An 18,745-nucleotide genomic window follows, 5' to 3' on the forward strand; every position below is an offset into this window, starting at 1 on the left:
AAGGTGCGGTCGTCTCCCAGGGGGACGGCCGCACCTCCGTTTCGAGGGGAGGCTTTCGGGGGAGGCGGATCAGCGCTCGTCGTGACGACGGCGCCAGCGCTCCTCCATCCGCTCCATGAAGGTGCCCCGGTTGCCCCGGCGAACCTGCTTGCCCTGTGGTGGAGCCCCCTGCGCCGAGGAGTCACCACCGAACCCATTCATACGTTTCCAACTGGACAGGCCCCACAGACACGCGGCGAGCATGACCACGAAACCGCCGACGCCGAGCGGAATCAAGTTGATCACTACGCCGACCATCAGCAGGACGACGCCGAGGACAAAGCCGATGGTGGCCTTGACCAGGCGTCGCTTGTAATGGCTGCGCGGGTCACTGATCCTTACGGTGTTGGCCCACTTCGGGTCCTCGGCGTAGAGGGCCTGCTCGATCTGGTCGAGCAAGCGCTGCTCGTGCTCAGAGAGCGGCACGGCGCCTCCCAAGGACGGCCCCAGGACGGGGAAGACGGCAACGGACGACACGGGGTGTCCGAACCTCGCGGTCGGTTATCCCCAGAATACGAGGCTGTAGACGTAGGCGAAAGCAAACGTCCAAGGCAGACCAAACCGGAGGTGACGTCATGGCTTCATTCTGGGCCATCTTGCGCTCCTCCCCCGAAGTCGTGACATCGCCTCACGCCTCCATTTCATCAAGTTTGCCCCGAACTAGCGAAGCAGGAAGCACGGCATCGGGACCGAATCTGCGGATCGCCCGGTCCATCGCCTGCTCCGCCTCACGCCAGCCGGTCTCGCGCTCACCGAGAGTGAGCTGGCGGGAGGCCGAATCGGCGGGCCGCAGGCCCTCCATCCTGACGCCGACCAGGCGCAGGCGGACCCGCTCGAGCCCGGCGGCGTGGTAGAGGTCACAGGCTGTGGCGTAAATCTCCTGCGCGACATCAGTGGGCTCCGGAAGGGTCCGGGAGCGGGTGATCGTGGAGAAGTCGGCGCGGCGCAGCTTCACACTTACAGTCCTGCCCACGTGGCCGCCCTTACGCATCCTCGAGGCGACTCGTTCGGCCAGGCGGAGCAACTCGCGCTTGATGATCTCGGGATCGTCGATGTCGGTGGCGAAGGTCTCCTCGTTGCCGATGCTCTTGTCGGGGACGTGCGGGCTCACCTGCCGCTCGTCGCGGCCCCAGGCCAGCGCCGCCAGGTGACCGCCGGCCGCCGGGCCGAGCTCGCGCTGGAGGGTGGTGACGGGCACCCGGGCCAGATCGCCGACGGTGCGGATGCCGAGGCGGACGAGGGCCTGCTCGGTGCGCTCGCCCACGCCCCACAGGGCGGAGACGGGCAGCGGATGGAGGAACGCCACCACCTCGCCCGGTGGCACCACCAGCAGGCCGTCGGGCTTGCACTGCTTGGAGGCCAGCTTGGCGACGAACTTGCTGCCGGCCACGCCCACCGAGCAGGTGATGCCGTAGCGCTCCAGCACCTCGGCCCTGATCTTCGCGGCGATCGCGGCGGGCGGGCCCAGCCGCCGGCGGGCGCCGCCGACGTCGAGGAAGGCCTCGTCGGACGCGATGGGCTCGACCAGCGGGGTGATCGAGTGGAAGATCTCCATGACCCCCTTGGAGACCTCGGAGTATTTTCCGTGGCTGGGCGGGATGATCGTCGCCTGCGGGCAGAGCCGGCGGGCCCGGCTCATCGGCATGGCGGAGTGGACGCCGGCCGCCCTGGCTTCGTAGGTCGCGCTGAGCACCACGCCGCGCCCGGCGGGCGAGCCCACGATCACCGGGCGGCCACGCAGCTCGGGCCGGTCGAGCAGCTCGACGCTGGCGAAGAACGCGTCCATGTCGACGTGGAGGATCGGGCAGCCGCTGTCGTCGGCCCCGGTCCGCGGAGCGGGGCCGATGCCCGTGATCTGCTTGCGTGCCACGCCGCCGATTCTATCCGAACAGGAGTTCTAAGCCGATGGGCCGCGGCCGACGATGTGCAGCTGGGTCGCGATGTCGCGGAGCACCGGATGGGCGGAGGCGGCGTGCTCAAGCGCCACCAGCGCTTCCGCCGCGCCCGGCTCGCCGTCGACGAGCCTGCTGGGCACCAGGTCGGCGAAGACCCGCACGCCGTGCACGGGCCCGGCCCGCAGCCCGGCCTCGGCCAGCATGCCGGTGAGGGTCTCGCCGGTGAACCGGCGCGGGGTGGGGTCGCGGTCGCCCCAGCTGCCGAGCGGGTCGGACAGCGCGGCCCTGGCCTCGTCGAACTGCCCGGCCAGCGCGCGGTGGATGGCGGCGGCCACCGGGTTGGCGGCCAGCACGCTGACCGCGCCGCCGGGACGCAGCAGCCCGGCCATCGCGGCCAGGGCGCCGACGGGATCCTCCACGTACTCCAGCACGCTGTGGCAGAGCACCAGGTCGGCGCAGCCTGAGCTGAGCAGCTCGCCCAGGTCGGCGGTGTCGCCCTGGAGGCCGCGCACCTCCACGCCGCGCTCCTTGGCCCGGCGCTCCAGCGCGGCCAGCGAGTCGGGGCTGGGATCGACCACGGTCACGGTGTGACCCAGCGCGGCCAGCGGCACGGCGAACCCTCCGGTGCCGCCGCCGGCGTCGACGATGTCGAGCGCGTCGCGCCCGGTGACGCCGGCCAGCTCCGCCAGCACCGCGCGCAGCGCGTCCCAGACGACGGCGGTGCGCATCGCCGGGGTCCTCGTGACGCCTTCAGCTCGCAACGTGGGCTCGCCTCCCTCTCCTCGTGGCTGCGCTCCAGCCTACGCCGTACGCGCGTTCGCCCGCTCCCCGCGATCCGGACCGCTCTCGTACGGGATCGGCACACGGATCCCGTACGGCTCGATCAGGTGTCGAAGGCGGCCACCACCCGCTTCGGGGCGCGCAGCCGCCACGCGTCGGTCAGCAGCTCGCCCAGCTCCTCGGTGTCCACCTCCGGCAGGCGCACCAGCACGACGGCGTATCCGTCGTAGTGCGGCGTGGTGAAGAACGCCTCGGGCCTGGCGGCGACGAGCTCCAGCTTCTCCTCCTCGCCGGCCACCGGCAGGCCGATCACGTCCGGCTCCTCCTTCATCCTGGCGAACCACCTGCCGCGGACGTAGAAAGCGGGCGTGCCGTACATGAGCTTCTCGCCGGTCTCGGGCAGCGCGAGCGCCAGCCTGCGGACGTCGTCTTCGGTGGCCATGTCCCGATCCTGGCCCGGCCCGCAGGGCGCGGGCAACCTCACGGGTCGGCGGGCGGCGTGCGGAACCGCGGCATCCCCGGGACCAGGAGCAGCGCCGGGGGCACGACGAGCATGACGACGGCCGCCGCCCCGAGCACCGCCTCGGGCCCGGCGAGCCCGGCCAGCGGCCCGGTCAGCGCCTGGCCGAACGGCAGCAGCCCGAAGCCGCACAGCCAGGCGAACGAGCTGATCCGCCCGATCAGATGCTCGGGGATCTCACGCTGCAGGGCGACCTCCCAGCGGATCGCGTACATCTCCACCCCCGCCCCGGCGACCGCGAACGCCGCGAAGATCACCGGTCCGGCGGGCGCGAGGATCAGCGAGAGGGGCGCCGCGGCGTAGAGCGCGACGGCGGCCATCGCCACGACACCGTCGGCCCTGGGCTGCCACGCCATCGTGAGCAGGCCGCCCACCAGGCCGCCGACGCCGTAGCAGGTGAGCGCCAGGCCGTAGGCGGCGGGCGAGCCGGACGCGCCGGTCGTCACCACCGGCAGCAGGACCTGCGTCGGCCCGAGCACGAGCATGAGGTTGACCGCGGAGAAGACGAGCATGGCGCGCACCCACGGCCGCCGCCGCGCCTCGGCGACCCCGGTGAGGACGTCACGCGCGAACGAGGCCCGGGACGCGGGCGCCCGCCGCGGCTCACCCACCCGCGAGAGTGTCAGGACCGCGGCCGCGAAGACCACCAGGGCGATCCCGTACGCGGCCCGGGTGCCCGCCACGGCGATCACGCCGACGCACGCCGCGGGCCCGGCCATGACACCGGTGCGGATGGCCACGCTGATCAGCGACCGGCCGGAGACGCGCTCGCGGTCGCCGAGCACGCCCTGCAGGAGCGCGGCGAAGGCGGGCCGGACGAACGCCTCGGCGAGCCCCGACAGCAGGACGGCCACGGCCGCCGTCCAGATCGGGAAGGCCCCCGGCACGGCCAGGACTCCCGCCAGGAGTGCCTGGGCGCCGTAGGCGGCCATCAGGACCCGCTGCCGGGGCAGCCGGTCGGCCCAGACGCCGCCCACGGGCAGGAACGCCACGAGCGTGACCCCACGCGCGGCGAGCACCAGGCCCAGCGCGACCGCGTCGCCGCCGGCGTCGAGGACCGAGACGGTGATCGCGACGGCGAACAGCTGCTCGCCCATGACCGCGGCCGACTGCCCGAGCAGCAGCAGCCGGAACCGGGGATTGCCGAGCGCGGTGAACCGGGACACCGGTCAGCGGAACGTCGGGGGGCCCATACCAGCGATGCTGGCATGCCCGCCGTTCGTCCGGCTCCGGTTACGCCGAGCGCGAGATCGGGGAGCCGTCCGGAGAGGTTTCCATGACCGGCCAGGGAGGTTTCCGTGGCCGGCCCGGGGGCGTCAGAGGGTCAGGCTGGGCTTGAGCTGCTTGAAGCGCGCCAGCAGCCCGTTGACGAACTGCGGGGACTCGTCGGTGGACAGCTCGCCGGCCAGATGGACCCACTCGCTGATGACCACGCCCTCCGGGACGTCGGGCATCCACAGCAGCTCGTAGGTGCCGCCGCGCAGGAGGTTGCGGTCGACGGCGGGCATGCGGTCGAGGGTCCAGCCCTCGGAGTAGGTGGTGATCAGCTCGTCGATGCGGGGCAGATGACGGGTGACGCCCTCGACGATGGCCGAGGTGTACTCGTTCACCGGGGGGTCCTGCCGCTCCACCCGCTCGGCCAGGATCTTCAGCGGGTCCTCGCCGCGGAGCTCGGCCTCGAAGAGGATGTCGAGCGCGCGCCTGCGTGCTTTGCCTCGCGCCGACACCTCAGGCCCGGCCGAGGTATTCGCCGGTGCGGGTGTCGACCTTGACCCGCTCGCCGGTGGTGATGAAGAGCGGCACCTTGATCTCGGCGCCGGTCTCCAGCGTGGCGGGCTTGGTGCCGCCGGTGGAGCGGTCGCCCTGCAGGCCGGGCTCGGTGGTGGCGATGGTGAGCTCGACCGCGGCGGACAGGTCGACGTAGAGGGCCGAGCCCTCGTGGAAGGCCACGGTGGCCGTGGTGTTCTCCAGCATGTAGTTGGCGGCGTCGCCGACGGTCTTGGCGGACACGTTGACCATGTCGTAGGTCTCGGTGTCCATGAAGACGAAGTCGTCGCCGTCGCGGTACGAGTACTGCATCTCGCGCTTGTCGACGTTGGCCACGTCGACCTTGACGCCGGCGTTGAAGGTCTTGTCGACGACCTTGCCGGAGAGCACGTTCTTGAGCTTGGTGCGCACGAACGCGCCGCCCTTGCCGGGCTTGACGTGCTGGAACTCGACAACGGACCACAGCTCGCCACCGTCGAGCTTCAGCACCATGCCGTTCTTGAGGTCGTTGGTCGTCGCCACTCGTTCTCTCCCGCGTGTGGCCGCTCTAAAGGACGAGCAGCTCCTTGGTCGTCTTGGTGAAAAGTTCCGGCTCGCCCTGTCGGGTCACGAGGGTGTCCTCGATGCGAACACCGCCCCGGCCCGGAAGGTAGACCCCCGGCTCCACGGTGATCGGAACTCGATCCTCGAGTCTACCGGTCCGAGAGGGGCCCAGGAACGGCTCCTCGTGGATCTGGAGGCCGACGCCGTGGCCGAGGCCGTGCCGGAAGTGCTCGCCGTGACCCGCGTCGGCGATGAGGGAGCGGGCGGCGGAGTCCACCTCCTGGGCGGTGGCCCCGGGGGCGAGGGCGTGCCGGCCGGCCCGCTGGGCGGCGGCGACGAGGTCGTAGAGGTCACGCTGCCAGCCGGCGGGCGGGCCGAGGCAGACGGTGCGGGTCATGTCGGCGTGGTAGCCCTGGTAGGCGGCGCCGAAGTCGACGGTGACCAGCTCGCCGGAGCGCAGCTCGCGGTCGGTGGGGGCGTGGTGCGGGATGGCGCCGTTCTCGCCGGCGGCGACGATGGTGTCGAAGGCGGGCTTGGCGGCGCCGAGCTCGATCATGCGGGCTTCGAGGAGGCGGGCCACGTCGCGCTCGGTGACGCCGGGGCCGATGGTGTGCAGCACGTCCGCGAAGGCCTGGTCGGTGATGGCGCAGGCGGTGCGGAGGAGCTCCAGCTCGTCGTCGTCCTTGACCGCGCGCAGCCCTTCGACGAGCGGCCCGAGCGGGACCAGCCCCGGCCCGAGCCGCTGGTAGGTGGCCACGCTCATGTGGGCCGCCTCGATGCCGACGCCGGGCGCGGCCAGCTCGCCGGCCACGTCGGCGGCCTCGGCCGCCTCGACGTCGAGGCCGCGCGTCTTCTCGATGTAGCGGTTGTCCGTCACCAGCCGCGCCGAGCCGTCGGCCCGGATCAGGACGGCGGCGTTGGAGCTGACCAGCCCGGTGAGGTAGTGGACGTTGACCGTCGAGGTGACCAGCAGGGCGTCGACCTCGTGGGCGGGGAGCAGGGCCGCGAGCCGGGCTCGCCGCTGTGCGTGGTTGATGGTCACGCGCTTAATGTACGGGGATCCGCGCCCGGTCCTCCATCGGCTACACCTGCCAGTCGTCGAGCCAGTCGGACAGCGGGCCGCTGGAGGCGATCTCGTTCCTCTCCCGCGCCTTCCGCAGGTCGCGGAGGACGTCGGCGACCTGGGAGAGCCCGGCCCGCTCGTTGCCCTCGGCGAGCTTGCGCGCGGCCTTCCTCAGCTTGTCCTGCGCCTTGTCGGCGACGCCGGGATGCATCCCGTTCATGGCCATCTGGCTGCTGATCGCGTCGTCGAACCTGCGCACCCAGGTCTCCCAGCCGCCGGCCGGGACGGACTGGCCGACGGTGCCCTTGGGGATCGGCGCGTCCTCGGTCCCGCGCAGTTCGGTGGGCTCCTCCGGCTCGTAGGTCGGCGTGGGGGTGGGGGTGGGGGTGGGCGTGGGCGTCGGGGTGGGAGTCGGGGTGGGCGACGGCGGCGCCTCGCCGGTGACCTGCGTGGTGGGGGCGGCGGCGGGCTCCTCCTCGTCGCCGCCCGCCCACACGATCATGGCCACGGTGACGGCCACGATGGCGGCGAGCGCGACCCCGGCCTGGACGAACAGGCGGCGGTTCTCCCGGACGGGCGGGGCGAGCTCGGCCGCGTCGTAGACGGCGGTGTCGCCGGCCCGCGTCGGCTGAGGCCCTGACCCGGCCGGCGCGGCCGGTCCGGTGGGTGAGGCCGTCACGGTGGCGCGCGGCCTGGCGATGGCGGCCAGCGAGCGGCGCACCGCCTCGCCGCCGGCGGGGCGGTTGCCCGGCTCGGGGTCGAGCATGGCCAGCACCAGCCGGTCCAGCTCGGCGGGCACGCCCTGGCGCAGGGTGCCGGGAGGCGCGATCGTCCCTTCCCGGTCGGGCGTCCTGCCGGTGAGCAGCTCGTAGCAGACCGCGCCGAGCCCGTACAGGTCGGCCGGCGGCCGCGCCTCCTCCCCCGCGGGCCGCTCGGGCGCCTGGTAGCGGGCGTCGCCCGACTCGCCCGGCAGGCCGAAGCCGACGACCTTGAGCACGCCGCTGCCGGCCAGGCGGAAGCTGTCGGGCTCGACCTTGCCGTGGACCAGCCCTGCCCGGTGCGCGGCGTCCAGGCCGGCCGCGGCCTGTCCGATCAGGTCGCACACCTCGACCACCTTGAGCGGCCCGCGCCCGGCCAGCTCCTCGCCGAGGCTCGGCCCGGTGAGGAACTCCGTCACCAGGAAGGGGGCGCCGTCGTGCTCGCCGACGTCCAGCACCATGGCCACGTTGGGGTGGATCACCCGGGCGACGGCCTGGGCGTGGCGGCGCAGGACCTCTCTGGCGGCCGCTCCGGCCATCATCTTCACGGCCACGGTCCAGTCGGCGCGGGTGTCGTACCCCCGCCACAACTCGCCCATCGAGCCGCTGCCGATGCGCTCATCAAGCCGGTACCGCCCGGCGACCAGGGACGGCGTCGCGTCGGACATATCTCCGCCAATACTCAGCAAGTTTCAGTTTTCGACCCACCATAGGGCCCAACGGAAACGCCCGCCTCCCCCGGCGCGGGGAAGGCGGGCGTTTCGACGTGATGAGAACCGGTGTGCAGGTCGCCTCTCGGCGAGGTGCTCAACGCGGCTCCAGCCGGACGGTATTCCGCGAAGGCGATAGGTGAGGCCCGGGGACACTGGACACACCGGCCACGCTGTGTGTAACGGTGCGGCTCACCGGGGCATTCCCGGGCCGCCGTCAGGAGGCCAGGTCCTTGACGGTCTCGATCAGCCGGACCCGCTCCTCGTGCGTGCGGCCCAGCGGGGTGACGTTGAGCGTGGTGACGCCGGACTCCCGCATCGCCTGCAGCCGGTCGCGGACGAACGCCTCGTCGCCGACCAGCGACATCTTCTCCAGCAGCTCCCGCGGCACCAGCGCCGCCGCCTCGTCCTTCTTGCCGTCGAGGTAGAGCTCCTGGATCTGCTCGGCCTCCTTCTCGTAGCCGTAGCGCCTGGCCAGGTTGTTGTAGAAGTTCTTGCCCTTGGCGCCCATGCCGCCGATGTAGAGGGCGGCCATCGGCCGGCCGAGGTCGAGCAGGCCCTCGGCGTCGTCGCCGATGTACAGCGAGGCCTGGGCGACCACGTCCAGCTCGCCCAGCTCCGGGTCGCGCTTGGCCTTGCCGGCGGCCAGCGCGGCGCCCCACACGTCGGCGGCCTTCTCCGGCACGTAGAAGATCGGCTCCCAGCCTTCGGCGATCTCGGCGGCCAGCTCGACGTTCTTGGGGCCGATGGCGGCCAGCACGATCGGGACGCGGGTCCGTACCGGGTGGTTGATGATCTTGAGGGGCTTGCCCAGGCCGGTGCCCTGGTCGGGCGGGAGCGGCAGCGTGTAGTGGCGGCCGTCGTACTGCAGGCGCTCGCGCCGCCACACCTTGCGGCAGATCTCGATGACCTCCCGGGTACGGCCGATCGGCGCGGTGTAGGGCACGCCGTGGAAGCCCTCGATGACCTGCGGGCCGGAGGTGCCGAGGCCGAGGGTGAAGCGGCCGTCGGAGACGTAGTCGAGACCGGCCGCCGTCATGGCCAGCAGCGCGGGGGTGCGCGAGTAGATCGGCAAAATGCCGGAGGCGATCTGCAGCCGTTCGGTGACGGCCGCGATGTAGCCCATCTGACTGACCGCGTCGAAGCTGTACGCCTCGGCGATGAAGACGATGTCCAGCCCGGCCTTCTCGAAGTCGGCCAGCTCGGTCACCGTTTCCTTGAAGCCTCCGGAGTAGCCCAGTGTCATTCCGATACGCATGCCGACTCCCACCACAGAATGATGTTCCGTTCCGATGCCGCCAGGTTAGCGCGTCCGCGCACGGGGCAGCGAGGGGCTACCTTGGTCAGAGTGCTGAAGCGCGTCCTCGTCGCCTTGTCCGCCGTCGTCGCCATGGTGCTGGCCGGACACCGGTTCGTGCCTGCTCTGGGCGGTTTCACGACGGTCATGGAGAGCCTGCTCCCGTGGCTGGGCCTGGCCGTGCCGATCCTGTTGCTGGGCGCCGCCCTGGCCCGCTCCACGGCCGCCGCCGGAGCGGCGCTGGCGCCCGCGGTCGTGTGGGCGGTCATGTTCGGGCCGGCGCTGCTGCGCACCCCGCCCGGCGGGGCGAGCGACCTGGCGGCCGGCACGGTCAACGTGGGGGTGCGCAACGACGCCTCGGGCGAGGCCGTGCGCGCCGTCGCCGAGGACCTCGACCTGCTCGCGGCGCAGGAGCTGACCCCGGGCGGCCCGGCGGCCAAGCAGCTCAACCGGATGTTCGAGCACCGCTACACGGTGAGCACGGTCGGCCTGTGGAGCCGCTACCCGATCAGCCGCAAGCGCCCGCTGGACGTCGGCATGGGCTGGGTGCGCGCGCTGCGCGCGGTCGTGTCGACCCCGAAGGGCGACGTCACCGTGTACGTGATGCATCTGGCCTCGGCGCGGCCGGGCGAGACCACCTCCAGGGACGCCTCGCTGGCGCAGGCGCGCAAGCTGATCGACCGCGACGGGAGCAAGCGGATCCTGCTGCTGGGCGATCTCAACACGGCCACGACCGACCGCGGCATGCGCGGGCTGACACCGCCGCTGTCCGACGCGCAGGCCGTGGCGGGCACCGGGTTCGGGTTCACCTGGCCGGCCGGTTTCCCGGTGACGCGGCCGGACCACATCCTGTTCCGCGGGTTGACGGCCACCCGGGCGGGGGTGGCGCCGGCGACGGGCAGCGACCACCGGGCCGCCACCGCCTCGTTCCGCCTCTGACGGGATCTCCGGCTCACTCCGCGTCGAGGAGCCGCGCCTCCAGCCGGGCCAGGTCGTCCGGGGTGTCGATGTCGGCGGGGTCGCCGGCGCAGGGCACCTCGGTGACCAGCCCTGGGTGGGCCGCCAGGAACGGCCGGGCGCCCACGTCGCCCCGGGCCAGGGCGGCGACCTCGGCGAAGTGACGGCGCTCGATCAGCACCGGGTTCCTGCGCCGGCCGCCGTAGGTGGCGACGGCCACGGAACCGCCGGACTCGATGAGGGCGCGCACCGCCTCGGGCCGCACCAGCGGCTGGTCCACCAGCGCGATCACCACGGCCCGCGACTCGGCGGGCAGCGCGGCCAGGCCGACGCGCAGCGATGACCCCATGCCGGACCGCCAGTCGGGGTTGCGCACCGTCACCGCCCGCCGCACCTGGACGGTCGCGGCGCCCAGCACCACCACGACCGGGTGGCAGCCGCCCTCCTCCAGCAACCGCACCCCGCGGTCGACCAGCCGCTCCCCGGCCAGCTCCAGTGTCGCCTTGGGCAGGCCGAGCCGCGATCCCTCACCGGCGGCGAGCAGCAGCCCGGCCACCTCGCTCCCCTTCATGGCCGGTCTCCTACCCTTCGTGGTGGATGCGGCCCCGGGTGGTCGACAGCGGCCGGCCGGACCCGCCCCAGCGGAGCTGGATCAGCTCGGCGGCGATGGACACGGCCGTCTCCTCCGGCGTGCGCGCGCCCAGGTCCAGCCCGATGGGCGAGCGCAGCCGCGCCAGCTCCGCCTCGGTCATCCCGGCCTCGCGCAGCCGATCCAGCCGGTCCTCATGGGTGCGCCGCGAGCCCATGGCCCCCACGTAGCCGGCGGAGGTGCGCAGCGCGACCTCCAGCAGCGGCACGTCGAACTTGGGGTCGTGGGTGAGCACGCAGATCACCGTGCGCTCGTCCACCGTGACGGACGACAGGAAGTCGTGCGGCCACTTGACCACGACCTCGTCGGCGTCCGGGAAGCGCTTGGCGGTGGCGAAGATCGGCCGGGCGTCGCACACGGTGACGTGGTAGCCGAGGAACTTGCCCACCCGCGCGACGGCCGCGGCGAAGTCGATCGCGCCGAACACCAGCATGCGCGGCGGCGGCGCGAAGGAATGGACGAACACCGACAGGTCGTCCAGCCGCCGCTCGCCCTCGCCGCCGTAGTGGCGGATGCCGGTCAGGCCCTGGGCGAGCATGCCGCGCACGTCGTCGTCCACCGCGTCGTCGAGGCGGCGCGGGCCGAGCGAGCCGGTGGCGCGGTCGGGCCAGATGATCCGGCGGGCGCCCGTCCGGCCGGGGCCGGCGACGATCGTGGCGACGGCGACGGGCTCGTGCGCCTCGATCGAGGCGGCCACGTCGCCCAGCTCGGGGAACTCCTCGCGGGAGATCGGCTCGACGAAGACGTCGATGATGCCGCCGCAGGTGAGCCCGACGGCGAACGCGTCGTCGTCGCTGACCCCGTACCGCTGCAGGACGGGACGGCCGGTCTCGGTGGCCTCGGTGGCGAGCTCGAACACGGCGCCCTCGACGCACCCGCCGGACACGCTGCCCACGACCTCGTCGCCGCGCACGGCCATGGCGGCGCCCGGCGGCCGGGGCGCGCTGCTGAAGGTGCCGACCACCGTCCCGAGCCCGAACCGGGCCCCCGACCTCCACCAGCGCATGATCTCGGGGAGCACGTCACGCATGGGCGAGCCTTTCGGTGAGTTCCTCGTAGGCGGCCAGGCTGTGCCCGGCCACCAGGGCGTCGAGGTACGGCAGGGCGGCCCGCATGCCGCCGGTGAGCGGCTGGTAGTCCTCGTAGCCCTTGTGCGGGTTGACCCAGATCACCCGGTGCGCCTGCCGGGCCAGCCGGGCCATCTGGGTGCGCAGCAGTTCGGGGTCGCCCCGTTCCCAGCCGTCGGAGGCGACGACCGCGATCGCGCCGCGGGCGCTGTCGCGGGACAGGAACTCCTTCAGCTCCTCCCCCAGCCGGGTGCCGCCGCTCCAGTCGGGGATGGTCCGCGACACCTCGTCCAGCGCGGTGCCGGGGTCGCGGTGGCGCAGCTCGGCGGTGACGTCGGTGAGCCGGGTGCCGACCGAGAAGACGCGGGTGGCGCGCGGCTCGCTGCGCACCAGGGCGTGCGCGAAGCGCAGCAGCGTCTCCGCGTACGGCGACATGGAGCCGCTCACGTCGACGAAGAGCACGACGCGGCGCGGCCGGGTGGTGTGCCGCCTTCGGCGTAGCCTGGCCACCTCGCCCTTCTTGAGCGCGTCGCGGATGGTGCGGCGCTGGTCGAGTGCGCCGCGGTGGGCGCTCTCGTACCGGCGCGAGCGGCGCCGCGCCCGCCCGGCCCGCAGCATGGAGAGCATCCGGTGCACCTCGGCGCGCTCGGCCTCGGTGAGCCTGGCGACGTCGCGGTGGCGCAGCACCTCGGTGCGGCTGGCGGTGGCGGGGGCGGCCTCGCCGTCGCCCTCGCCGTCGGCGCTCTCGGCCCCGGTGGCGGTGTAGCGGGTGATGGACGTGGTGGCGACGGGGGCGGTGGTGGCCTTGGCGCCGCCGAAGTAGGCCTGGAAGCAGCGGTCGTAGCGGGGCAGGTCGTCGGGGCCGGCGCAGAGCGTGAGCCGGCCCGCCCAGTAGACGTCGACGGGGGCGGCGACGTCGAGGTGTTCGAGCGCGCGCAGGAAGCCCTGGGTGCGCTCGTGGTCGGCCCCGACCCCGGCCGCCCGGAGGGTGCGGACGAACCCGGTCATGGTCAGGGCCAGCTCATTCATGGCGGAGCAGCCCGTTGCCCAGGACGCGTTCGACGTCCTCGCGGTACTTCAGGGCGGCGCCCAGCGTGGCGGCGGCCCGGTCGGGGTCGAGCTCACCGGCGCCGAGGGTGAGCAGCGCCTCGGTCCAGTCGATGGTCTCGGCGATGCCCGGCGGCTTGACCAGGTCGGCCCGGCGCAGCCGCTCGGCGGCGGCGGCGACCTGCCGCGCCAGCGTCTCGGTGCAGGCGGGCAGGCGGCGCAGCAGGATCGCCACCTCCCGGTCGAAGCTCGGGTGCTCCAGCCAGTGGTAGAGGCAGCGCCGCTTGAGCGCGTCGTGCACCTCGCGGGTCCGGTTGGAGGTCACCACCACGACCGGCGGGGTCTCGGCCTTGATCGTGCCGAGCTCCGGGATGGAGATGGTGAAGTCGGAGAGCACTTCGAGCAGGAACGCCTCGAACTCGTCGTCGGCCCGGTCGACCTCGTCCACCAGCAGCACGCTCGGCTGGGTCTCCAGCGCCTTGAGCAGCGGGCGGGCGATGAGGAAGCGGCGCTCGTAGATCTCCCCCTCGAGCCGCCGCACGTCGGTCACGCCCGCAGCCTCGGCCGCCTTCAGGTGGAGCAGCTGCCGGGCGAAGTCCCAGTCGTACAGGGCCTGCGCGGCGTCGAGCCCCTCATAACACTGCAGCCGGATGAGCGGCGCCCCGAGGAGCCCGGCCAGCGTCTTGGCCAGCTCGGTCTTGCCGACGCCGGCCTCGCCTTCCAGAAACAGCGGCCGCCGCATCCTCAGGGCCAGGAACGCGGCCGTGGCCAGCCCTTCGTCGGCTAGATACGCATGCCGGTCGAGCAGCTCGATGAGCTTTTCCGGCGACTCGATGTCCATCACCCATATTGTCCGCCGCGGGGGGCTGTCAGGCTATGGGTCAGGAGGCTTTCCTGATATTCAGTCCTCGCGGGCCTCGCCGCGCTCGTGGATGAGGGCGGCGAGCTCGGCGATGGCGCGGCGGGCGGCGGGCTTCTCCGAGCCCTGGATGCCCATGGCGCCGATCGTCCGCCCGTCGGAGAAGTCGATCCGGGGCCACGGGTCGCCCTGCGCGAACGTGACGTCGATGACCTCGGGCCAGGTGTAGCGGTGCGTGCGGGCGGCGTTGACCAGGGTCACGCCCTCCTCGTCGGCCTCCACCCGGACCCGGCCCAGCAGGTGGAGCACGAAGGCCACCGCCCCGCCGAACGCCACGATCGCGACGCGGTCGGGCAGCTGGAACGGCGGGGCGATGAGGATCGCCATCACCACCGCGCCGATCACGATCAGCGTGGCGAAGGTGTAGGCGACGATCCTCCCCCGGCGCGGGCGCCAGATGACGGGCAACGAGGGAGGAGTCACGGGCTCGGGCACGACGAGAATCTATCGCAGGTCAGGCGAGGGTCCGCAGGAGGAGTGCGGTCTCCAGCGCGGCGATCGCCGACTCGTAGCCCTTGTCTTCCTTGCTGTCCGGCAGCCCCGAGCGGTCCAGCGCCTGATCGAGGGTCTCGCAGGTGAGCACGCCGTTGCCGACCGGGGTGCGCTCGTCGAGCGAGACCCGGGTCAGCCCGGCGGTGACCGAGTCGCAGACGTAGTCGAAGTGGGCCGTCTCGCCGCGGATGACCGCGCCCAGCGCCACCACCGCGTCGCAGCGGCGGGCCAGCGCCTGGGCGATCACCGGGAGCTCCAGCGAGCCGGGCACCCGCACCACGGTGGCGGTGGCGCCGGCGTCCTCGCAGGCGCGCACCGCCCGGTCGACCAGCCGGTCGGTGATGTCGGCGTGCCAGCTCGCGGCCACCACGCCGACGGTCAGCCCGGACGCGTCGGGCACCGCGGTGATCGCGGGTCGTCCTTCGCCGCTCATGACGCCTCCTGGATGTCGTCGATCTGGTGGCCCAGCCGGTCGCGCTTGGCCTGCAGGTAGCGGGCGTTGTGCGGGTTCACCGCGACCGGCATCGGCTCGCGGCCGAGCACCTTGATGCCGTAGCCGTCCATGCCGGTGAGCTTGACAGGGTTGTTGGTGAGCAGCCGCACGCCCTTGACCCCGAGGTCGGCGAGGATCTGGGCGGCGTTGGAGAACTCGCGGGCGTCGACCGGCAGCCCCAGCTCGACGTTGGCGTCGACGGTGTCGACCCCCGCGTCCTGGAGGCTGTAGGCGCGCAGCTTGGCCAGCAGCCCGATGCCGCGGCCCTCGTGGCCGCGCAGGTAGACGATCACGCCGCGGCCCTCGGCGGCGACGGCCGCCATGGCGTGGTCGAGCTGCACGCCGCAGTCGCAGCGCAGCGACCCGAACACGTCGCCGGTCAGGCATTCGGAGTGGGCCCGGACCAGCACGTTCTCGCCGTCGCCGAGGTCGCCGAGCACGAGCGCGACGTGCTCGCCGCCGTCGAGCGAGCTGGAGTAGCCGTACGCCCGCCACATCCCGTGGGCGTTGGGCAGGTTGGTCTCGGCGACCCGGGTGACCATGCTCTCGGTGCGCCGGCGGTAGTCGGCGAGCTGCTCGATGGAGATGAGCGCCAGGCCGTGCTCGTCGGCGAAGACGCGCAGCTCGGGCAGCCTGGCCATGGTGCCGTCGTCGTTGACCACCTCGGCCAGCACCCCCGCGGGGCTGAGCCCGGCGAGCCTGGCCAGGTCGACGGCGGCCTCGGTGTGGCCGCGCCGGGCCAGCACGCCGCCCTCGTGGTAGCGCAGCGGGAAGACGTGGCCGGGCCGGACCAGCTCGTACGGCTCGGTCGCGGAGTCGGCGAGCGCCCGGATGGTCTTCGCCCGGTCGGCGGCCGAGATGCCGGTGGTGACGCCGTCGCGGGCGTCCACGCTGATCGTGTACGCGGTGCGCAGCCGTTCCCGGTTCTGGTGGACCATGAGGGGCAGGCCGAGCCGGTCGAGCTCGCGGCCCTCCATCGGCACGCAGATCACGCCGCTGGTGTGCCGGATGGTGAAGGTGAGCAGCTCGGGCGTGGCCCTGGCGGCGGCGAAGATGATGTCGCCCTCGTTCTCGCGGTTCTCGTCGTCGACGACCACGACGGGCCGGCCCGCCGCGATGTCGTCGATGGCCCGCTCCACCTGGTCGAAGATGATCTCGGTCATGACGCCACCGCCAGATCCGCGGCGGCGGAGGCTCGATACTCGCGCAGCCACTTGACGAACCCGACCAGCACCATGACGAAGAAGATCGCGTACACCGCGCCGGAGACGTACAGCCCGGAGTTGAACGCGACCGGCACGCCCACCAGGTCGACCGCCACCCAGACGATCCAGAAGTCGACCAGCGCGCGGCCCTGCGCCCAGGTCGCGACCGCGCCGCCGACGAAGATGTAGGCGTCGGCGGCCACCACGGCCAGCGGCGCCTCGGGGTACCACGAGAGGTTGAACGTCTTGAACAGGGCCGCCACCACGATCGTGCCGAGCACCGCCGCGGCGATCAGCGCCAGCCGCTCGCGCCCGGTCGCGGGCCGCACGGCCAGCGCGTGCTCCTGGGTGCCCTGGCGCCACTTCCACCAGCCGTAGATCGCCAGCAGGCCGAACAGCGCCTGCTTGAGCGCGTTGCCGGTGACGTGCGCGCTGATGGAGGCGATGAAGAGCAGGACCGCGCCGGTGAACTGCACCGGCCAGGTCCAGATGGACTTGCGCATGGCGAGCACCACGGTCGCCAGCGCGCAGATGTTGCCGATCAGGTCGGTCCACTTCACCGGGAGACCGAAGATCTCGATCGATGCGTCCGCCCAGCTCATCGGGCGCCCACCAGCCTCTCCACGTACTTCGCTATCACGTCGACCTCGATGTTCACCAGGTCGCCCACCTGCCGCTCGGCCATGGTGGTCAGCTTGAGCGTGGTCGGGATGAGGCTCACGCCGAAGCTTCCATCGTCAACAGTCGTCACGGTCAGGCTGATTCCGTCGATGGCGATCGAGCCCTTCTCCGCGACGTACCTGCTCAGCGACTCGGGCAGGGTGAAGCGCAGGTCGTCCCAGGTGTCGCCGGGCCGCCTCGACAGCAGCTCGGCGGTGCCGTCGACGTGGCCCTGCACGATGTGGCCGCCGAGCCGCTGGTCGGCCCGGACCGCCCGCTCCAGGTTGACCGCCGAGCCCTCCGACAGGGCGCCCAGCGAGCTGCGGTCGAGCGACTCCTTCATCACGTCCACGGTGAAGACGTCGCCGTGCACGTCCACGACGGTCAGGCAGACGCCGTTGACCGCGATCGAGTCGCCGTGCCGGGCGTCGGAGGTGACCAGGGGGCCGCGTACCGAGAGCGTGGCCCCGCCGCCGGCCGGCTCGACGGCGACGACCTCGCCCTTCTCTTCGATGATTCCGGTGAACATTCACTTCTCCCTGCGGGGTTGCGAGGGCACGGGGCGCGCGACGAGTCGCACGTCCGGCCCGATGGGGGAAACCTCGTCGAAGATCAGGCGGTGCGCCTCGCCGATGGTGCGCACTCCGGCCTCGCCCAGCGCGGCGGCGCCGGCGCCGAGGAAGGCGGGCGCGAGGTAGGCGACGACCCGGTCGACCAGCCCCGCGGCCAGGAACGCCCCGGCCAGCGTGGGGCCGCCCTCCAGGAACACGCTGACCACCTCGCGGGCGGCGAGCTCCTTGAGCAGGGCGTGCAGGTCCAGGCCGGTCCCGGCGCGGGGCACCCGCAGCAGGTCGGCGCGGAGCGAGGTGACGGTGCCGTCGGCGACGGCGATCAGCGTGGGGGCGGCGCCGTCGAGCACCCGCGCGGTGGCCGGGGTCCTGGCGTCGGGGTCGACCACCACGCGCAGCGGGCGGCCCTCGGTCAGGGCGGGCCTGGCGGTGAGCCGGGGGTCGTCGGCCAGCACGGTTCCGATGCCCGCCACGATGGCGTCGCTGCGGGCGCGCAGCCGGTGCACGTCGGCCCTGGCCTCAGGAGAGGTGATCCACTGGCTGGTGCCGTCGGCGGCGGCCGAGCGGCCGTCGAGGGTGGCGGCGAGCTTCCACGTCACGTGCGGGCGGCCGAGCCTGGCGCTGGTCAGCCACTCGGCGTTGACCCGCTCGGCCTCCTCGGCCAGCACGCCGGCCGTCACCTCGACGCCGGCCGCGCGCAGCCGCGCGGCGCCTCCGGACGCCTTCGGGTTGGGGTCGGCCACGGCGTGCACCACCCGGGCCACGCCCGCGTCCAGCAGGGCGCGGCTGCACGGGCCGGTCCGGCCGGTGTGGTCGCAGGGTTCGAGGGTGACGTAGGCGGTGCCGCCGCGGGCCCGCTCCCCCGCCTCGCGCAGCGCGACGACCTCGGCGTGCGGGCCTCCGGCGTACGGGTGGAACCCCTCTCCCGCGACCCGGCCCTCGGGATCGAGCACGACGCAGCCGACGACGGGGTTGGGACTGGTGTGACCGTGACCGCGCGCGGCCAGCTCGACGGCGCGCGCCATGTGGGCCGCGTCCTGAGGGGTAGCCGCCACCCGGGGGCCTCCTACTCGCCAGTAGCTCCAAGCCATGGCGGGCCCCGGGGGAAAGACGGTGCGCGAACGCACCTATGGCGCCCGGTGGTATGCCGGACACCCGCGTGCTGCCTCCCATCCGGACTTTAACCGTCGGTCCCGGAATTTCACCGGGTCAACCGGCCGATGGCATCGGCCGGGTCGCGGACTGTCACCGCCGGTTCGGACTTTCACCGACCCCGGAGCACGCTAGCTCTGTCGTCTCAGTGTGCCATGGCCGA

The 18,745-nt window shown here is 72.9% G+C and carries 21 protein-coding genes and 1 riboswitch; of the genes, 1 reads left to right on the forward strand and 20 read right to left on the reverse strand.

Annotation, left to right across the window (positions count from 1 at the left end):
* Positions 1-69 precede the first annotated feature (69 nt).
* From ACGFI7_RS16615 to ACGFI7_RS16660, 10 genes are all read right to left on the reverse strand, one after another.
* Positions 70-465: a DUF3040 domain-containing protein gene (locus tag ACGFI7_RS16615; protein WP_148032686.1), complete on the reverse strand. Its 396-nt coding sequence runs from the start codon at positions 463-465 to the stop codon at positions 70-72.
* 202 nt (positions 466-667) lie between these two features.
* Positions 668-1,909, reverse strand: coding sequence for a DNA polymerase IV (dinB, locus tag ACGFI7_RS16620; RefSeq protein ID WP_393404937.1), 1,242 nt, complete (start codon positions 1,907-1,909; stop codon positions 668-670).
* A 27-nt stretch (positions 1,910-1,936) separates the two neighbouring features.
* The gene (locus tag ACGFI7_RS16625) at positions 1,937-2,662 is read right to left on the reverse strand and encodes a methyltransferase domain-containing protein (protein WP_393404939.1); all 726 of its coding nucleotides are present in this window, start codon (positions 2,660-2,662) and stop codon (positions 1,937-1,939) included.
* 155 nt (positions 2,663-2,817) lie between these two features.
* On the reverse strand, positions 2,818-3,156 hold the full coding sequence (locus ACGFI7_RS16630; protein ID WP_393404941.1) for an MmcQ/YjbR family DNA-binding protein: 339 nt from the start codon (positions 3,154-3,156) through the stop codon (positions 2,818-2,820).
* 38 nt (positions 3,157-3,194) lie between these two features.
* Positions 3,195-4,400, reverse strand: a complete 1,206-nt coding sequence (locus tag ACGFI7_RS16635) for an MFS transporter (protein WP_393404944.1) — start codon at positions 4,398-4,400, stop codon at positions 3,195-3,197.
* Positions 4,401-4,550: 150 nt separating this feature from the next.
* Positions 4,551-4,961 (reverse strand): transcription antitermination factor NusB, encoded by a 411-nt coding sequence (nusB, locus tag ACGFI7_RS16640; RefSeq protein ID WP_393404947.1) that lies wholly within the window; start codon positions 4,959-4,961, stop codon positions 4,551-4,553.
* Between the two features lies 1 nt (position 4,962).
* The gene (gene efp, locus ACGFI7_RS16645; protein WP_393404949.1) at positions 4,963-5,523 is read right to left on the reverse strand and encodes an elongation factor P; all 561 of its coding nucleotides are present in this window, start codon (positions 5,521-5,523) and stop codon (positions 4,963-4,965) included.
* A gap of 25 nt (positions 5,524-5,548) precedes the next feature.
* Complete coding sequence (locus ACGFI7_RS16650) at positions 5,549-6,586, reverse strand: M24 family metallopeptidase (protein ID WP_393404952.1); 1,038 nt, start codon at positions 6,584-6,586, stop codon at positions 5,549-5,551.
* A gap of 40 nt (positions 6,587-6,626) precedes the next feature.
* Entirely contained in the window at positions 6,627-8,033 is a 1,407-nt protein-coding gene (locus tag ACGFI7_RS16655) for a serine/threonine-protein kinase (RefSeq protein ID WP_393404955.1), read from the reverse strand.
* A 259-nt stretch (positions 8,034-8,292) separates the two neighbouring features.
* Entirely contained in the window at positions 8,293-9,333 is a 1,041-nt protein-coding gene (locus ACGFI7_RS16660) for an LLM class F420-dependent oxidoreductase (RefSeq protein WP_393404958.1), read from the reverse strand.
* Between the two features lie 90 nt (positions 9,334-9,423).
* Between ACGFI7_RS16660 and ACGFI7_RS16665 the strand changes: the two genes are divergently transcribed.
* Positions 9,424-10,311 (forward strand): endonuclease/exonuclease/phosphatase family protein, encoded by an 888-nt coding sequence (locus ACGFI7_RS16665; protein WP_393404961.1) that lies wholly within the window; start codon positions 9,424-9,426, stop codon positions 10,309-10,311.
* A 13-nt stretch (positions 10,312-10,324) separates the two neighbouring features.
* Here the strand turns inward: ACGFI7_RS16665 and ACGFI7_RS16670 are convergent, their stop codons facing one another.
* The 10 genes from ACGFI7_RS16670 to ribD are packed head-to-tail and all read right to left on the reverse strand — an operon-like array spanning position 10,325 to position 18,485.
* Positions 10,325-10,900: an NTP transferase domain-containing protein gene (locus tag ACGFI7_RS16670; RefSeq protein ID WP_393404964.1), complete on the reverse strand. Its 576-nt coding sequence runs from the start codon at positions 10,898-10,900 to the stop codon at positions 10,325-10,327.
* A gap of 10 nt (positions 10,901-10,910) precedes the next feature.
* Positions 10,911-12,008, reverse strand: a complete 1,098-nt coding sequence (locus ACGFI7_RS16675) for an XdhC family protein (protein WP_393404967.1) — start codon at positions 12,006-12,008, stop codon at positions 10,911-10,913.
* On the reverse strand, positions 12,001-13,074 hold the full coding sequence (locus tag ACGFI7_RS16680; RefSeq protein WP_393404970.1) for a VWA domain-containing protein: 1,074 nt from the start codon (positions 13,072-13,074) through the stop codon (positions 12,001-12,003). Before ACGFI7_RS16680 ends, ACGFI7_RS16675 begins: the two co-directional genes overlap by 8 nt.
* Positions 13,067-13,933, reverse strand: coding sequence for an AAA family ATPase (locus tag ACGFI7_RS16685; RefSeq protein WP_393404973.1), 867 nt, complete (start codon positions 13,931-13,933; stop codon positions 13,067-13,069). The genes ACGFI7_RS16680 and ACGFI7_RS16685 overlap by 8 nt, the downstream gene beginning before the upstream one ends.
* A gap of 60 nt (positions 13,934-13,993) precedes the next feature.
* On the reverse strand, positions 13,994-14,446 hold the full coding sequence (locus ACGFI7_RS16690; RefSeq protein WP_393404976.1) for a PH domain-containing protein: 453 nt from the start codon (positions 14,444-14,446) through the stop codon (positions 13,994-13,996).
* Between the two features lie 19 nt (positions 14,447-14,465).
* The gene (gene ribH / locus ACGFI7_RS16695; protein ID WP_393404978.1) at positions 14,466-14,936 is read right to left on the reverse strand and encodes a 6,7-dimethyl-8-ribityllumazine synthase; all 471 of its coding nucleotides are present in this window, start codon (positions 14,934-14,936) and stop codon (positions 14,466-14,468) included.
* A complete protein-coding gene (locus ACGFI7_RS16700; RefSeq protein ID WP_393404981.1) occupies positions 14,933-16,159 on the reverse strand; it encodes a bifunctional 3,4-dihydroxy-2-butanone-4-phosphate synthase/GTP cyclohydrolase II in 1,227 nt (408 codons plus the stop codon). Before ACGFI7_RS16700 ends, ribH begins: the two co-directional genes overlap by 4 nt.
* Positions 16,156-16,803 (reverse strand): nicotinamide riboside transporter PnuC, encoded by a 648-nt coding sequence (pnuC, locus tag ACGFI7_RS16705; RefSeq protein WP_393404984.1) that lies wholly within the window; start codon positions 16,801-16,803, stop codon positions 16,156-16,158. The genes ACGFI7_RS16700 and pnuC overlap by 4 nt, the downstream gene beginning before the upstream one ends.
* A complete protein-coding gene (locus ACGFI7_RS16710) occupies positions 16,800-17,390 on the reverse strand; it encodes a riboflavin synthase (protein ID WP_393404987.1) in 591 nt (196 codons plus the stop codon). The genes pnuC and ACGFI7_RS16710 overlap by 4 nt, the downstream gene beginning before the upstream one ends.
* The gene (gene ribD / locus ACGFI7_RS16715) at positions 17,391-18,485 is read right to left on the reverse strand and encodes a bifunctional diaminohydroxyphosphoribosylaminopyrimidine deaminase/5-amino-6-(5-phosphoribosylamino)uracil reductase RibD (protein ID WP_393404990.1); all 1,095 of its coding nucleotides are present in this window, start codon (positions 18,483-18,485) and stop codon (positions 17,391-17,393) included.
* A gap of 100 nt (positions 18,486-18,585) precedes the next feature.
* Positions 18,586-18,716: riboswitch (FMN riboswitch) on the reverse strand.
* Positions 18,717-18,745: the final 29 nt, after the last annotated feature.

This window comes from Nonomuraea sp. NPDC048826 (genome assembly GCF_043198225.1).
Classification (GTDB): domain Bacteria; phylum Actinomycetota; class Actinomycetes; order Streptosporangiales; family Streptosporangiaceae; genus Nonomuraea.

Bases quoted from the DNA above. Each gene is read 5' to 3' on its own strand.
- ACGFI7_RS16680 (WP_393404970.1), bottom strand. From the start codon at position 13,074: ATGAATGAGCTGGCCCTGACCATGACCGGGTTCGTCCGCACCCTCCGG.
- ribH (WP_393404978.1), bottom strand. From the start codon at position 14,936: ATGAGCGGCGAAGGACGACCCGCGATCACCGCGGTGCCCGACGCGTCC.
- ACGFI7_RS16710 (WP_393404987.1), bottom strand. From the start codon at position 17,390: ATGTTCACCGGAATCATCGAAGAGAAGGGCGAGGTCGTCGCCGTCGAG.
- ACGFI7_RS16625 (WP_393404939.1), bottom strand. From the start codon at position 2,662: ATGCGCACCGCCGTCGTCTGGGACGCGCTGCGCGCGGTGCTGGCGGAG.
- ACGFI7_RS16670 (WP_393404964.1), bottom strand. From the start codon at position 10,900: ATGAAGGGGAGCGAGGTGGCCGGGCTGCTGCTCGCCGCCGGTGAGGGA.
- ACGFI7_RS16700 (WP_393404981.1), bottom strand. From the start codon at position 16,159: ATGACCGAGATCATCTTCGACCAGGTGGAGCGGGCCATCGACGACATC.
- ACGFI7_RS16685 (WP_393404973.1), bottom strand. From the start codon at position 13,933: ATGGACATCGAGTCGCCGGAAAAGCTCATCGAGCTGCTCGACCGGCAT.
- ACGFI7_RS16675 (WP_393404967.1), bottom strand. From the start codon at position 12,008: ATGCGTGACGTGCTCCCCGAGATCATGCGCTGGTGGAGGTCGGGGGCC.
- pnuC (WP_393404984.1), bottom strand. From the start codon at position 16,803: ATGAGCTGGGCGGACGCATCGATCGAGATCTTCGGTCTCCCGGTGAAG.
- ACGFI7_RS16655 (WP_393404955.1), bottom strand. From the start codon at position 8,033: ATGTCCGACGCGACGCCGTCCCTGGTCGCCGGGCGGTACCGGCTTGAT.
- ACGFI7_RS16630 (WP_393404941.1), bottom strand. From the start codon at position 3,156: ATGGCCACCGAAGACGACGTCCGCAGGCTGGCGCTCGCGCTGCCCGAG.
- ACGFI7_RS16660 (WP_393404958.1), bottom strand. From the start codon at position 9,333: ATGCGTATCGGAATGACACTGGGCTACTCCGGAGGCTTCAAGGAAACG.